This is a genomic window from Pseudoalteromonas sp. SCSIO 43088, assembly GCF_023650795.1.
In the GTDB taxonomy this organism is placed as follows: Bacteria; Pseudomonadota; Gammaproteobacteria; order Enterobacterales; family Alteromonadaceae; genus Pseudoalteromonas; species Pseudoalteromonas shioyasakiensis.
The window spans coordinates 2,999,395-3,012,771 of sequence record NZ_CP072675.1; the positions used below are offsets into that span (position 1 = coordinate 2,999,395).

Sequence of the window (13,377 nt, forward strand, 5' to 3'; positions counted from 1 at the left end):
CAGAATTACTAAAAAACTATAACAAAATCATATCATCTCGATGGATTACTTCACTGCTTGGTGCAAATGCAAGCAACTGGGTAATTTGCGACGAATGACAGCCCTTAATTTGATCAATTTCTTGATGGTTAAAATTAACAAGGCCTTTGGCTATACATTGCCCTTGGCACGTCACCACTTCAATCACATCACCGCGTTCAAATTGCCCTCGCACAGTTTTTACGCCTTTTGCCAGTAAGCTTGCACCACGCTCTTTAAGTGCAAGGCTTGCGCCATCATCAATCACTAATTGCCCCGTGCTTTTAGGTCCTGCAAGTAACCATTTTTTGCGGCCATCTTTTGGTGCGGTGAGTTTTAAAAAGCGTGTACCAGGGAGCTTGTCGGCCATGCAATTTAAAATCACATTTTTACCTGCCCCTTTGGCAATAATGACCTCAACACCAGCGCGACGTGCAATATCGGCTGCTTGCAGTTTGGTTGCCATACCACCGGTACCTAGGGTAGTGCCACTGCCACCAGCGAGCTCTCTTAGCTCATCATTAATATGCTCAACTTCGTTGATAAGTGTCGCATTGGCATCAGAGCGAGGATCGCCTGTAAATAGGCCTTCTTGGTCAGTTAACAGTAACAGCTTTTCTGCATTCGCTAATATCGCGACTAAAGCAGATAAGTTATCGTTATCACCTACTTTAATTTCGGCGGTTGCCACGGCGTCGTTCTCGTTAATAATTGGCACCACATTGTGCGCAAGTAGTGCATTTAAGGTATCGCGGGCATTTAAGTAACGTTCACGGTCTTCTACATCGGCGCGGGTCAGTAGCATTTGTCCAACATTCACACCATACAAAGCAAACAGACTCTGCCAAATATGAATAAGCTGTCCTTGGCCGATTGCGGCAAGCATTTGTTTTTCAATCAAAGAACGACCACAGGGGGTAATGAGTTGCTCGCGACCTGCAGCAACCGCGCCGCTTGATACTAAAACAACCTGATAACCCTGTTTTTTTAATTCACAACATTGGCGAACAAGTTCAACCATGTGTGCTTTATCTAATTTGTCGGTACCGCCTGTCAGCACGCTTGTGCCCAGCTTTACAACAACGACGTGTGGCCTTTGCATTTGATTCTTATATTCTGTAATTAAAATAGAGAATTTATATATACCAGCTAACAGTTTTTGAACAAGTTAAAAAAATTCATGCTAGGATCGCGCTCTCGTTTTTTTACTCAATAGCGACGCCTATGCCAGCCAGTTTATGCTTAATTATCGCGACCTTTTTATGGGGTAGCTCTTACATTGCTTTAAAGCATGCAATCAATGTTTATGACCCTGTGTTAGTGATTTTTTTAAGAATGCTAACCACATTATTGATTAGCTTATGTTTATGGCGCTATATAATCCGTTTTGAGTTTAAACCAGGTGACTGGAAGTACTTAATTGGTATGTCGCTGGCTGAGCCTTGCTTTTATTATTTATTTGAAGGGCATGCCCTTGAATACACTTCGGCATCGCAAGCTGGGGTAATTGTTTCTTGTTTACCAATTATCGTCGCTATTTTGGCGTTCTTAATATTAAAAGAGTACATCAGTAAAGCCATCGTCGTTGGTTTTACCTTGTGTATTGGTGGCAGTATTTTATTAACGCTATTATCACCAAGCACAGAGCAAGCCCCTAACCCACTGCTCGGTAACTTTTTAGAATTGATGGCGATGGTGTGCGCCGCCTTTTATACCGTCAGTGTAAAGCACTTAGTGACCCGCTATTCACCACTTACTTTAATTGCAATTCAAGGGTTTAGTGGTAGTTTGTTCTTTGCGCCTTTTTTATTTTTCATCGAACTACCCAGCGAAAATCAGCACGATTTAAGTGCCCTATTGAGCATTTTATATTTAGGCTCATGTGTCACTCTAGGCGGCTATGGCATGTACAACTACGCCATCAGTAAGGTGTCGGTATTAACCGCAGCTGCTTACTCAAACCTCATTCCAATTTTTGCGTTAATTTTGTCAGCCATTCTACTTGGCGAAGTACTCACACTTTGGCAATGGGTGAGTATCGCAGTGGTATTCGCCGGTGTTATTGTTAGTCAACGTCATCAAGAGCTGAAAGTTGACGTAGACGACGATAATTTATCAGCCGACACCAATAGCCTAAACTCAGTCCCGGAAGCTAACGAGTCAAAAGGGTAACAGGTTAATAAATAAAGGCCTGATTGTGCTAAAAAGCCCTGTTCGCTTTGATGAATAACATCAATGCTACGAACTTGATAGTGCTCAATCTGGCCACTTTGCAACTGCATACTGAACTGCTCACCCACTGCGACATGTTTTAGAAATGCAAAGTGGGTGTCGTTATGGCCAGCTATTAACACCCCTTTTGAGCTGCCAAGTTCACCGCTTGGCAAAAAATGCCCGGGGGCAAACGCGAGGTTTCGCCCCGATGCACCAGCAAGCACAGTCAACTCTTGCTGCTGGCTTGGCCAATTTATGTGTGCAGTGACATAACCATCGGCGTAAAACCAAGGCCTTACTTGCTGATTAGGACTTTGCAAAGCTTGCTGCCAAGCAGATTCAATCAATGCCTGTGCCAGCCACGCTTTCGCCTGCATATATCCACCATTAACAAATAGTGCGATACCAAGTAAGGCGCTGCATAATGGCAGCGCTTTTTTTAGCGTCGCCATTGCCATAACCATGAGAATGTAAGCAGCAACAACCCAAGTAGCATAAACACTCGACTTTGTCCGTCGGTTTGCGGTAGCGTCATGCCATTAGGAAGTTTATTTCGTACTTGCATTGAACGCTCTGCAATCTCATTCCCCGCGTAGTTATCAACTGCAATAAAGGCCGTAAAAGGGCTAAGTAAATGATGCTGAAGTGCTAATGCTTCGACTTCTGCGCGTACCGCCTGTTTTTCGTTATAAAGCAGTAATGACTTAATTTTTTGTCTGGCCCAGAGTCTAGCGATACCTTCGCCGTGTGCAGCATTGGCAGTTGCTAAATTAATCGTCATTGGCCCTGTGTTTGTCTGCCCCTTTAATGTTAAGTGCTGACTGCCATCAAGCTTCACGGCAACCAAAACCGGCTCTGAAAAATACAAGTCAGGTAATGGCGATGGCCAATACTCAAGGGCTGCTTTGTCGCCTTCAAGAGCAAGCTCAGTAACAGCTGGATGCGCCAGCTTATCAAAAAGTAGTTGCATTTTTGGCTGTACTTGGCTGGTGCTACTTATAAAAGTAAATGTACCACGACCAATATCAGCAGCTCTGGTCATAAAAAAGCTATTAGGCGCGCTACCAATACCGACGGTAAAGAGTCGGCTGTCACCTAAATCTGTTTGAATTTGTTTAAATAGCTGCGTTTCGTTACCCACACTGCCATCGGTTAAAAACACCACTTGGCGTACAAAGCCATCATGCTGTTTACCATCAAGTACCTGAGTCAGTGCTTTTGCTATTTCGGTGCCGCCATCAGCTTGTAAGCCATAAATAAAGCGCTCTGCACGGCGAATGTTAAAGTCATTGGCAATCATTGGCGTGTCACTTAACACTGACACTTCGTTATCAAAGCCGATGATGTTAAAACTATCATTTTCATCCAATAACGAAAGGGCATAAAACAAGGCTTGTTTAGCCTGCTCCATAGATTGACCATGCATTGAGCCGGAGGTATCAACAACAAACACCATTTCGCGAGGAAGACGAGCTTGCGAGGTAAAGTGATCGCTTGGCGGTACTAACATCAGTAAACCATATTCTTGCCCTGCTACTGTTTCGGTAAAAAATGCAGCCTGAGAGTGGGCTTTATCAAGGGGTTTAAATGTCAGCTCAAAGTCTCTATCCATTGGAACATCACGATTAAGTGATAACTGGTACCGACCAAAACCTGGATTATCGATTTGCATACCCGCTAAATTAGCGCTGATATCACTGAGTTCAAGGCCAATATCCATCGCAATTGCAAGGTTTAGGCTCGCATCAGACTCTTGGCTTTGTGCGCGATGAAAAACAGGTTTCAGCCACGCTGATGCCACTTGCGCTGTGTTAGCTGTTGCGTCGTTCTGTTGTTCTGTGTCTTTTGTTTCTAGATTCGCTTTTTGCTGTAGTTCTGCCGTTAAAGGTTCGTAGCGCGGCGTAATAGTGGTAGGAAAGCGCAGTGAAAACACACCATCTCGAAAACCGATTATCTCTTGGTATTGCAAGGTAATTTCAATCTCTTCCCCTGCTCCAAGGTTTGCCACATCAGTAGAGAAAATATTCGCACGTTGCTGACGAACTAAAGCGGCGCGTTTACCCAGCTTTTGAGCTTGTTCAAATTGCTGTTCAGCCTGCTGTTTAAGGGCAATGTTACCGGTGATAATGCGCTCACCAATTTGCATTTGCATGGCATGAACTGCACTTTCATCAGGTAACGGAAACACATAACGGGCATTAACCGCAAACGGGTGCGGGTTTTGATAACGTTGTTTAACAACAACATGATTAATAAGCCCAGTGAGCGTCATAGTGACATCGTTTTTCACTAATAAGCCCGACGACACTTGGCTATTTGAATCATCATAAAAACGCAGTTCGACACTGGCATTGGCTGCAAATGCAGGGTTAACTGCATAACCTAATAAGAGGATAAAAAGGCTCCCAAAAAGGAGCCTTTTGGTACGGTTACTCAACATAATATGTCACTCCATCGACCGATGAATTAGTGATTACTTTGTGCTGTACGTAAGCTGCTTTGTGACACAGGGCGTGTCGTTAAGGTTACGCGGCGGTCAAACACGTTGTCTTCGTAGTTATTTGAATCGGCAACACTTTGCTGCTCACCAAAGGCGGTTGCGGTTAAGCGCGTATGAGGCACACCTAGTTTAATTAAGTAGCTTTGCACTGCATTTACACGCTGTTTTGAGAGCATTAAATTAGCCAATTCATCACCACGCTGATCTGCAAAGCCATTTAAGTCGATAGCCAAATTTGGCTGGGCAATCAATAACTGCGCGACTTTGTCGAGTTGATTAGCAAAGTGTGGGGCAATTTCGCTAGAGCCGGTTTTAAACTGTACCGTCATCGCCAGTAAGGTGTTTAATTGGGCTTGTAGTAACTGCTCTTTTTCGTCAGCTAATAATTCAAGCTGCTCACTTAGTGCTGCGTTATCGGCAATCACTTGTTGGTAATCAGCGGTTTGCTCCTTCATTACAACTAATGCGTGAGCTTGTTCATCAATGGTGTTGTCTGCCGCTTCTTTTTCGCCAATTAAGCCACCAGCAAACGCGCCAATAAATGCTCCCACTGGGCCGCCGACTATGCCGCCAACAACTGCGCCAGCACCTAAGCCAATGGCTGTTTCTTTTGGTGTTTCTTGTTTACTTTGACTCGCAGCATCTGCAAAAGGGGCTACAGATACAGCAGATGTGATAACAGCGGCAATAATTAATTTTTTCATGGTTTAATCCTTTTTCTACTTAATTGCTTGGCAACATTGGTTGGTGTTGCAAACTTGGTATGGAGCTATTAAAACAAGTCGAAATGGCAATAAAGGGGATCAAAAAAGGCAAACTGCTGAGCAATTGTGGCAGAAAAATGGCAATCGCGTTTTTGCCAGTACGCAAGGCAAAAAATTAGGTATAGTTCACTATAGAAAGAATTTAAGTAAGTATTAACAATGAAGAAAATAGCAATCGTTGAAGATGAAACAGCAATCCGAGAAAACTACACTGAAATGCTCAGCGCTCAGGGCTATCAGGTTGTAGGCTTTGCTGACAGATCCAGTGCTGAACTGGCATTTAGTCAATCTTTACCTGATTTAGCCATTGTTGATATTGGCCTTGGCCATGAAGTGGATGGTGGTTTTTTACTTTGCCAAACATTACGCAGTCTTTCTAAAACCTTACCGATTATATTTTTAACCGCCCGTGATAGCGAAATTGATACCGTATGTGGCCTGCGCATGGGAGCAGACGATTACTTAACTAAAGACATCAGTATGGCGCACCTTGCTGCTCGAATTGGCGCATTGTTTAGACGCCTTGATGCCTTCGACCAACCCGCCGATCAAACCGCTCTTTTGCATCGCGGCCCGTTAAAGTTAGATACCCAGCGCATGCAGGTTTTTTGGCAAGAGCAACTGGTTGATTTAACTGTGACAGAATTTTGGATGGTACATTCACTTGCACAGCGTCCAGGCCATGTTAAAAGCCGCAACGAATTAATGAGTGATGCGAAGATTTATGTTGATGACAGCACTATTACCTCACACGTAAAACGTATTCGTAAAAAGTTTATTGCTTTAGATGATGCATTTGACTGCATTGATACCGTTTACGGTATGGGTTATCGCTGGGAGCAAGCTTAATGCTGCGTTTGGGGCTTAGAACAAAGTTTATTTTCTTATCCTGCTTTTTATTTTTATTGCCTTGGCTTGGCTATGAATATGTTTGGGAAATGGAAAAGTTCTTAAGACAAGGGCAAGAAAAAACCTTAGTGGGCACCACCCGCGCACTCGCAACCGCATTACATGAGCGCCCCGCTTTGTTTGACTCGCAAACCAACTTTTTAGATCAAGTTGTAAAAGGCCGAGATTTATATGCCTATAATCTAAATAACCCGATTCAACTTGATGGTAAATTGTCGGAATGGCAGCCTTATCAAAGCTTATTTTGGCATTATGACAAGCGCTACTTACAAGGGCTAAGCAATGAGCATCAAGAAAGTGATCTAAGTTTTGATCACATGGTAGGCAAATACGAAAACTACCTTTATGCGGCTTTTAAAGTCACTGACAGCTCCCTGGTGTATCGTGCTAAAAATGTGCTTAGCTTTACCCGTAATGATCACTTACAGATCATGTTAAAAACACCTGAAGGTGAATTTAAAAGTTATGTGGTGGCCGCCCGTCAAGATGGTTGGGTTAATGCCTTTGATGCCACAACACAGGAGCCTGTCACTAAAATCCAAGGCTATTTTAAAAGCACCGACACAGGTTACAACATAGAGCTGCGTTTCCCGCTTTCGATGCTAGGTAATAAGCTTGGTTTTGCGATTGAAGATTGGGATGAAGACAAGGTTGAGCCTCAGCTTATGTCGACCTCAAACCTACAAAACCCCAATGATATCGGCTCTGTTTTAGTGCCTTCACCAGAAATTAACCGTATTTTGAAAGGCATGGGCCACAGTGGCAGCCGAATTTGGGTCGTCGATAACCATCATCGCGTACTTGCGCAATCAGGCTCAATTCATCATGCCGATGGCGTTTGGGCAGACGGCCTAAAAGAGGAGCCTGCAACAACCTGGTGGCAACGCTTTGAGCAAGATTACTTACACCCACTTTACTATAAAATTTTAACTCGCCCAGAAAATGAGTTTATTGATACCTTGCATGATGTCGCAGCGATGCAAGGTACTCACATAGCCAGTGCTTTAAATGGTAAACCCGCATCATCATGGCGCTTAACCCCAGATAACAAAGCCGTTATTTTATCGGCGGCCTACCCTATTTGGATCCAAGACAAAGTCATTGGTGCAGTAATCGCAGAAGAAACCACCAACGGCGTGCGCACTCTGCGTAATAAATCCTTAGAAAAGCTCTTTAATGTGATTTTAGCGGTGATGCTTGTTGGTACTGTGACACTGTTCTTTTTTGCTTCAAGAATTTCCAGCCGTATTCGCCGCTTACGTGATAATGCCGAGCAAGCTATTGATGCTCAAGGGCGGATCACTGGCAAGATTACTTATGCCGATTCGAATGACGAAATTGGCGACCTTTCTCGCAGCTTTGCCAACATTGTTAGCCGTTTAAGTGGTTATACTGATTACCTAGAAAATATGTCATCACGACTCTCCCATGAACTGCGTACGCCCGTGGCTGTTGTGCGCTCATCACTTGAAAACTTACAAATGCAGCCGCAATCTGAACTGAGTCAAAAATACCTCGACCGTGCCAGTGAAGGGGTTGAGCGGTTAGGTAAAATTATTACCACCATGAGTGAAGCAACGCGCCTTGAACAAAGTATTCAAAATGCCGAGGCAGAAGAGTTTGACCTGACCAAGGTGATCACCGGCTGCATGCAGGGCTATCAAATAACCTATGGTGAAAGCCTATTTACCTTGTCGCTTTGTAAGGAGCCGTTAAATGTTAGTGGCGCACCAGAATTTATTGCGCAATTACTCGATAAGCTCATCAACAATGCACTTGAGTTTAAAACCCCGCAAAGCACAATTTCAGTCAGCTTAACCAAGCAAGAGCACCATGCATTATTAAAAGTCAGCAACCAAGGGCCTTTGCTCCCTGACGGTTTAGTTGAACACATTTTCGACTCAATGGTCTCGGTGAGAAGTCAGCAACATCAGCAGCAGCCCCACTTGGGTTTAGGTCTTTATATTGTAAGGCTTATTTGCGATTACCATCACGGTAAAGTATTGGCAGAAAATTTAGATGATGGCACAGGTGTTGTGTTTACTGTGGAGCTGCCTATTAAATAAGCATATTTGCGTTACATATGATTACAGTTTAATGACTGGGTATTCACCGATAATTCAGATTACAGGACGTAATATTTGTAATACAAAAGGCAAATTATTCTTTGGAGGGCATCATGCGATCTGGGTTACAACGTGAAGAGATTGAGTTCATTATGGGGCTATTTAGCTATAATGAAGCAACCGATAAACCAGCGGCTCCAAAAAAGCAGCCTGTAAAAGCTGACACAAAAAAAGTTGATACAGCGCAATATAAAGCAAACTACAAAGCAACTTATTTGACCTGAGTAAGGCGAGATCATTACAATGGCGCACCTTTGGAATATAACGCCTTGTAATGAAAAAACACTCACCTAAAAAAGAACTGATTTTACTGCCCGTTTTATTCGTGGCTATTTTACTTTGTGTTGCAGGTCACTTCCTACTCCAGCCTAACTATCAAGACAGCCATACCGTTGAGTATTTACTTGCTGCACTGCCATTTGCCTTATTTGGATTGGTGATCATCGCCTTTAAAGTTGCCAGTAAAAACGATAACCAAGAATAGCTTATACCAATTGGCTTAATTAAGTGGTCTATTTTGAGGCAAGAAAACCTTGTTGATAGCAAGGCAAACATTTCGTTATTTAGTTGTGCTCGGCAATTGCTCCTGCATTGCTCTACCTTCTGCATCCATGCAGTCGTAAATCAGAAATTTTTAACGCAGGTAGCGACAGGTTTAATCCCTCAAAATGATTAAGTATTATTGCGGATTGGTATTACAGAACGTGATAGCCAAACCAATCGGGCTTCATTGCTTGAGCTTGCCCGCTTGGCGTTAATTTTATTGATAAGTTGCTATCTAATAAATCAATAGCAAAACAATCGTCTACATCGTGTAAGTCATCTTTATGAAGATGAGTCATTCCCGCCAATAAAGACTCTTTAGCGCGTTGCTTTGCTTCTTCACTGCTACGGGCAACGTACAATGCAAAATCATGTTGCTCCGCAAGACTATCAGCTCGATAGGCACCTAAATTTACAAAATACAGTTTTTCGGCTTGGTGATGCGCAGTATCAACCACTTCGACCTGATAGCCATCGATGTGCTGAATTTGCATGTAACTATCCATGTGCACATTGCTTTTATCACCCACCCACTGTGCTTTTAATTTTGAATAGGTTTGCTCAATGTTATCACCTACGACAAATCGAACGTCGTGCATTTCAATGTGACAACCTTGAATACGACCACCCAGATAGACTAAAAAAAGCGCCATGTTTTTCCTTATATTAAGCTTTCAACATTAATGTTGTGCTTTTTAATTAATTTATAAAAATCTGAGCGATTACGTTTCGCAAGCTTTGCGGCTTCGGCAACATTACCCGCTGACATTTTCAGCGTATTAATTAAATAGTCTCGCTCAAATTCTTTTTTTGCATCATTTAACGAAAGTGGCTCAGCAATACTAACATTACTGTTTAATGCACTCTCAACTAACTGAGCAGCAATCACTTTACCAGGTGTAAGGGCTACTACCTGCTCTATCACATTTTGTAATTGACGGATATTACCCGGCCAGTCATAGCGAATCAGAGCATGCATCGCATCATTGGCAAACTGCTTTTGCTCTTGCCCCATACGTTTAGCAATTAGACCTGCAAAATGCTGTGCTAGCAAACTAATATCTTCTCGGCGTTCACAAAGCGGAGGCAATTTTAAGTTCACCACATTTAATCGGTAATATAAATCTTCACGGAACTGCTGATTATTGATTGCCTCAGGGAGGTTCTTATGAGTCGCCGACACCACCCGCACATCAATTGGGATCTCTTCTTGAAAGCCCACAGGGCGAATGGTTTTCTCTTGTAAAACCCTCAGTAGTTTTACCTGTAAATTTAGCGGCATATCACCAATTTCGTATAGAAAAAGGGTACCACCTTGTGCTTGTTGAAACAAACCTTGATGGTCTTTGACTGCGCCAGTAAACGCGCCTTTTTTATGCCCAAACAATTCAGATTCTAAAAGCTCCCCCGGCACAGCGCCGCAGTTAATTGCCACAAATGGCCCGTCACTAACATGGCTGTGTTGATGTATCGCTTGTGCAAGCAGCTCTTTACCTGTGCCGCTGGCACCTGAGATCAACACATTCACTTGCGTTGGACCAAGCAATTTAACTTGCTCAAGTAGATGCAACATCGCGCCGCTACGGGTGACAATATTTGTTTGTGTGGGTGTTTCATCACCATGTACACCATGGATCTCGATAGCTTTAGCAAGGCTGTCGAACAGCTCATCTTTATCAACCGGTTTGGTAATAAATGCAAATATACCTTGCTTCGTCGCTTCCACTGCATCAGGTATCGAACCATGTGCTGTCATCATAATCACCGGCATTGAAGGATAACGACTTTGTAACTGGCGATGTAGAGCCATGCCGTCCATTTCATCCATTCTTAAGTCAGTGATCACCGCATCATAGGTTTGGTTTTTTAACGTTTGTAATGCCTCAATGCCACTTTCAACTGTGCTTACCAAATAGCCTTTTGACTCAATTCTAATCGCTAGTAACTTTAATAAACTCGCATCGTCATCTACTAATAAAACCCGTGGTTTTGTTACTTCATTCATGGTTACTGCTCCTTGGTCTCATCACGTAGCAGAAGTTGTTGTTCGATAGTCGCAAGCGACGATAAGGTTTTTTCCATTTCATCACTTAGCGCTTGCTTAGCTTGTTTTGCCGCTAAATTCTGTTGTAAATATTGCTTTTGTAACCAAAGATACTGCTTAATATCATCTGGCCAATAAAAAGCATGGTCACTTTGTTCAAGCCGATTAAGGGCTTTTTCTGGCTCAGAAGCCCCGAGTAAACAAATCGACTCAAACAGACGCTTTAGCTCATTTTCACCAACATAATTTGCTTTATCAGAGCTTGCTTTAAAGCCACCACACTTAGCAGCATGCCAAGCAATGACTGTACTTGTAGGCGGGTATAACGGCTCACTTTTCGGCCGAGGCTTTGGATTAGGTTGCCCTTGAGGTTTCACACCTGTTGTCGGCTCTACTTGCTCTGGCTCAACATGCTTTTGCGTGATCGTGCACCCTGTTATAAAAAGTGTGCCTATAACAAGCATAAAACTGGCTTTATTCGCTAAGCCCATATCAGTTAACTCCTTGGGTTAATTGAATTGGTAAAATGGCTGTAAATACACACCCTTGTGGCTCATTATCTGTAATAGAGAGCTTACCGTTTAATTGTTCAACGGTTTCTTTAACTATGGTTAAACCAAGCCCGCTGCCCATTTCAGTATGTTGTTTTGCATTCTTACCTTGGTAAAAAGCCCCAAACACAGCGGCTTTTTCAGTATCTTCTATCCCTACTCCTAAGTCGCTGACACTCAAAATTAACTGCCCCTGTTTTAAGCTTGCTTTTATTGTCACTGACTCGTGTTCCGGCGAAAACTTCAGCGCATTTGAGGTAAGCTGAATAAGCACCATTTCAAGTAGCTCAATTGAGATAAACAAGGCTTTATTTGGTAACTCGTTAACCCAAGTAATGGATAAATCACGCGCTGATAATCGGTGCTCAAAATGACGCTCAATTTTATTCATCATCAAGTTAAAGTTAAGCTCGCTTAGGCTTTGCTTACTCGTTCGAATCGCGTTGTAACTCAATAAGCTTTCAATCATGGCTCTGAGTCGCACCATACTTTGTGTTATTAACTCAAGGACAGCTTGTTGCTCGCTATTGATTGGGCCAACAATTTCATCTGCAAGTAAATCTGTGCCTTCAACCATCGAAGCAAGGGGCGTTTTTAGTTCATGTGTCACATGGCGTAAAAACGTATCTTTTTGCTGCTCAAGCATATGTAACTGCGCTTGAACCCACTCAAGTTTATTACCTAATTCAACTAACTCTGACGAGCCTCGAACTTGAATTTTTTGCTGCCAATGGCCTTGTCCAAGTTTATCAATTACATTTGTGAGTTCTCTGAGCCGTCCGCTGATCCGCCAAAGAAACCCTCCCCCGACCAATAAAGTGAGTGGAATTAACGCAACCAACCAATTAATAAATGAAGCTTGAAGTGCTTTTAATTGCTGCTGATTTTTTGTGATGCGTAATTCATTTTGCTCTTTGAGCCAATTTGTTTGCTCACTGATAAGCTTACTAGCGGGTGCAAACAGCTCACCATCTTGCTTTTGTTCTATTAATAAATATTGATGCGCAAATTGTAATACCTCAGCCAATTGCCGCCACTGCGAGACATAATCAGCGGTTGGGCTTAAGAAAATGAGCTCATCGACACTTTGCAGTGACGATTGCCACTTGTTGGCAATCAAGCTATCGAGGGATTCACTTTTGAGCACCCAGTTTTGTCGAGTTGCTCGTTCAAGGCTATTTAAGTCTTGTTTGAGGTTGTTAAATGCTTTGGTAATTTCGTAATTGTCACCGACGATTTCTTGAGTCACCGCAAGCTGCTTATTAAGCGCATTTAAAAATAAAATCACCACCAAAGATAACGGTAGTAAAGACAGCAAAATGCTACAGACGAACTGGCCAATAAGACTAGGTCGCCAATTGAGTAACTGTTTTATTTTTATCGCTACTGTATTTTGCATATTCACTCTCAACATAATTGCAGATGCAGATTATTAGTGAACAAACTTAGACACTCGCTGAATCCGACCTTAAAAAGTGCTGATTTTTACCCAAAAACCGATACAAAGTTGCTATTTGGCAACATGCTAACTAATTGAAATAATAAGAATAAACTTTTAACACCTGAAAATCGTTGCAAAAAAGACACAATACCCTGTAACTATTTCGCATTCAAAACCACATAAAATTAATAACTAATTGATAATTAAGAACTTTTAAAATTGGCACTGATTTTGATTAGTACTAAGCAAATTAGTTATTTAGGACAC

General features: G+C 42.5%; 13 protein-coding genes. 5 read left to right on the forward strand and 8 right to left on the reverse strand.

Annotated elements, in window-relative coordinates:
* Positions 1 to 16 precede the first annotated feature (16 nt).
* The gene (gene proB, locus J8Z28_RS13830) at positions 17 to 1,120 is read right to left on the reverse strand and encodes a glutamate 5-kinase (RefSeq protein WP_054560854.1); all 1,104 of its coding nucleotides are present in this window, start codon (positions 1,118 to 1,120) and stop codon (positions 17 to 19) included.
* A 122-nt stretch (positions 1,121 to 1,242) separates the two neighbouring features.
* Between proB and J8Z28_RS13835 the strand changes: the two genes are divergently transcribed.
* Positions 1,243 to 2,190 (forward strand): DMT family transporter, encoded by a 948-nt coding sequence (locus J8Z28_RS13835; protein ID WP_062564871.1) that lies wholly within the window; start codon positions 1,243 to 1,245, stop codon positions 2,188 to 2,190.
* Here the strand turns inward: J8Z28_RS13835 and J8Z28_RS13840 are convergent.
* From J8Z28_RS13840 to pdsO, 3 genes are read right to left on the reverse strand one after another with little or no spacing between them, the layout of a single operon-like run.
* Complete coding sequence (locus tag J8Z28_RS13840) at positions 2,097 to 2,684, reverse strand: class GN sortase (RefSeq protein WP_062564870.1); 588 nt, start codon at positions 2,682 to 2,684, stop codon at positions 2,097 to 2,099. The genes J8Z28_RS13835 and J8Z28_RS13840 overlap by 94 nt on opposite strands.
* Complete coding sequence (locus J8Z28_RS13845; RefSeq protein WP_062564869.1) at positions 2,672 to 4,672, reverse strand: marine proteobacterial sortase target protein; 2,001 nt, start codon at positions 4,670 to 4,672, stop codon at positions 2,672 to 2,674. The genes J8Z28_RS13840 and J8Z28_RS13845 overlap by 13 nt, the downstream gene beginning before the upstream one ends.
* Positions 4,673 to 4,698: 26 nt before the next feature.
* Entirely contained in the window at positions 4,699 to 5,436 is a 738-nt protein-coding gene (gene pdsO, locus J8Z28_RS13850; protein WP_062564868.1) for a sortase-associated OmpA-like protein PdsO, read from the reverse strand.
* A gap of 219 nt (positions 5,437 to 5,655) precedes the next feature.
* On the opposite strand from pdsO, the gene pdsR reads away from it, so the two are divergent.
* The 4 genes from pdsR to J8Z28_RS13870 all read left to right on the forward strand — a co-directional run bounded on the left by pdsR (position 5,656) and on the right by J8Z28_RS13870 (position 9,015).
* Positions 5,656 to 6,345 (forward strand): proteobacterial dedicated sortase system response regulator, encoded by a 690-nt coding sequence (pdsR, locus tag J8Z28_RS13855; RefSeq protein WP_062564867.1) that lies wholly within the window; start codon positions 5,656 to 5,658, stop codon positions 6,343 to 6,345.
* Positions 6,345 to 8,471, forward strand: a complete 2,127-nt coding sequence (gene pdsS / locus J8Z28_RS13860; protein WP_062564866.1) for a proteobacterial dedicated sortase system histidine kinase — start codon at positions 6,345 to 6,347, stop codon at positions 8,469 to 8,471. Before pdsR ends, pdsS begins: the two co-directional genes overlap by 1 nt.
* A 113-nt stretch (positions 8,472 to 8,584) precedes the next feature.
* Positions 8,585 to 8,755 (forward strand): hypothetical protein, encoded by a 171-nt coding sequence (locus J8Z28_RS13865; protein ID WP_156426462.1) that lies wholly within the window; start codon positions 8,585 to 8,587, stop codon positions 8,753 to 8,755.
* A gap of 50 nt (positions 8,756 to 8,805) precedes the next feature.
* The gene (locus tag J8Z28_RS13870; RefSeq protein ID WP_054551195.1) at positions 8,806 to 9,015 is read left to right on the forward strand and encodes a hypothetical protein; all 210 of its coding nucleotides are present in this window, start codon (positions 8,806 to 8,808) and stop codon (positions 9,013 to 9,015) included.
* A 211-nt stretch (positions 9,016 to 9,226) separates the two neighbouring features.
* Here the strand turns inward: J8Z28_RS13870 and J8Z28_RS13875 are convergent, their stop codons facing one another.
* The 4 genes from J8Z28_RS13875 to J8Z28_RS13890 are packed head-to-tail and all read right to left on the reverse strand — an operon-like array spanning position 9,227 to position 13,068.
* Complete coding sequence (locus J8Z28_RS13875; RefSeq protein WP_058585737.1) at positions 9,227 to 9,727, reverse strand: DUF1543 domain-containing protein; 501 nt, start codon at positions 9,725 to 9,727, stop codon at positions 9,227 to 9,229.
* 8 nt (positions 9,728 to 9,735) lie between these two features.
* Positions 9,736 to 11,079: a sigma 54-interacting transcriptional regulator gene (locus tag J8Z28_RS13880; protein ID WP_250659641.1), complete on the reverse strand. Its 1,344-nt coding sequence runs from the start codon at positions 11,077 to 11,079 to the stop codon at positions 9,736 to 9,738.
* Between the two features lie 2 nt (positions 11,080 to 11,081).
* Positions 11,082 to 11,609, reverse strand: a complete 528-nt coding sequence (locus tag J8Z28_RS13885; RefSeq protein ID WP_062564864.1) for a hypothetical protein — start codon at positions 11,607 to 11,609, stop codon at positions 11,082 to 11,084.
* 1 nt (position 11,610) lies between these two features.
* Positions 11,611 to 13,068, reverse strand: a complete 1,458-nt coding sequence (locus J8Z28_RS13890; RefSeq protein WP_062564863.1) for a HAMP domain-containing sensor histidine kinase — start codon at positions 13,066 to 13,068, stop codon at positions 11,611 to 11,613.
* Positions 13,069 to 13,377 lie beyond the last annotated feature (309 nt).

Coding starts and splice junctions, on each gene's coding strand:
- proB (WP_054560854.1), bottom strand. CDS start 1,120: ATGCAAAGGCCACACGTCGTTGTTGTAAAGCTGGGCACAAGCGTGCTG.
- J8Z28_RS13835 (WP_062564871.1), top strand. CDS start 1,243: ATGCCAGCCAGTTTATGCTTAATTATCGCGACCTTTTTATGGGGTAGC.
- J8Z28_RS13840 (WP_062564870.1), bottom strand. CDS start 2,684: ATGGCGACGCTAAAAAAAGCGCTGCCATTATGCAGCGCCTTACTTGGT.
- J8Z28_RS13845 (WP_062564869.1), bottom strand. CDS start 4,672: ATGTTGAGTAACCGTACCAAAAGGCTCCTTTTTGGGAGCCTTTTTATC.
- pdsO (WP_062564868.1), bottom strand. CDS start 5,436: ATGAAAAAATTAATTATTGCCGCTGTTATCACATCTGCTGTATCTGTA.
- pdsR (WP_062564867.1), top strand. CDS start 5,656: ATGAAGAAAATAGCAATCGTTGAAGATGAAACAGCAATCCGAGAAAAC.
- pdsS (WP_062564866.1), top strand. CDS start 6,345: ATGCTGCGTTTGGGGCTTAGAACAAAGTTTATTTTCTTATCCTGCTTT.
- J8Z28_RS13865 (WP_156426462.1), top strand. CDS start 8,585: ATGCGATCTGGGTTACAACGTGAAGAGATTGAGTTCATTATGGGGCTA.
- J8Z28_RS13870 (WP_054551195.1), top strand. CDS start 8,806: ATGAAAAAACACTCACCTAAAAAAGAACTGATTTTACTGCCCGTTTTA.
- J8Z28_RS13875 (WP_058585737.1), bottom strand. CDS start 9,727: ATGGCGCTTTTTTTAGTCTATCTGGGTGGTCGTATTCAAGGTTGTCAC.
- J8Z28_RS13880 (WP_250659641.1), bottom strand. CDS start 11,079: ATGAATGAAGTAACAAAACCACGGGTTTTATTAGTAGATGACGATGCG.
- J8Z28_RS13885 (WP_062564864.1), bottom strand. CDS start 11,609: ATGGGCTTAGCGAATAAAGCCAGTTTTATGCTTGTTATAGGCACACTT.
- J8Z28_RS13890 (WP_062564863.1), bottom strand. CDS start 13,068: ATGCAAAATACAGTAGCGATAAAAATAAAACAGTTACTCAATTGGCGA.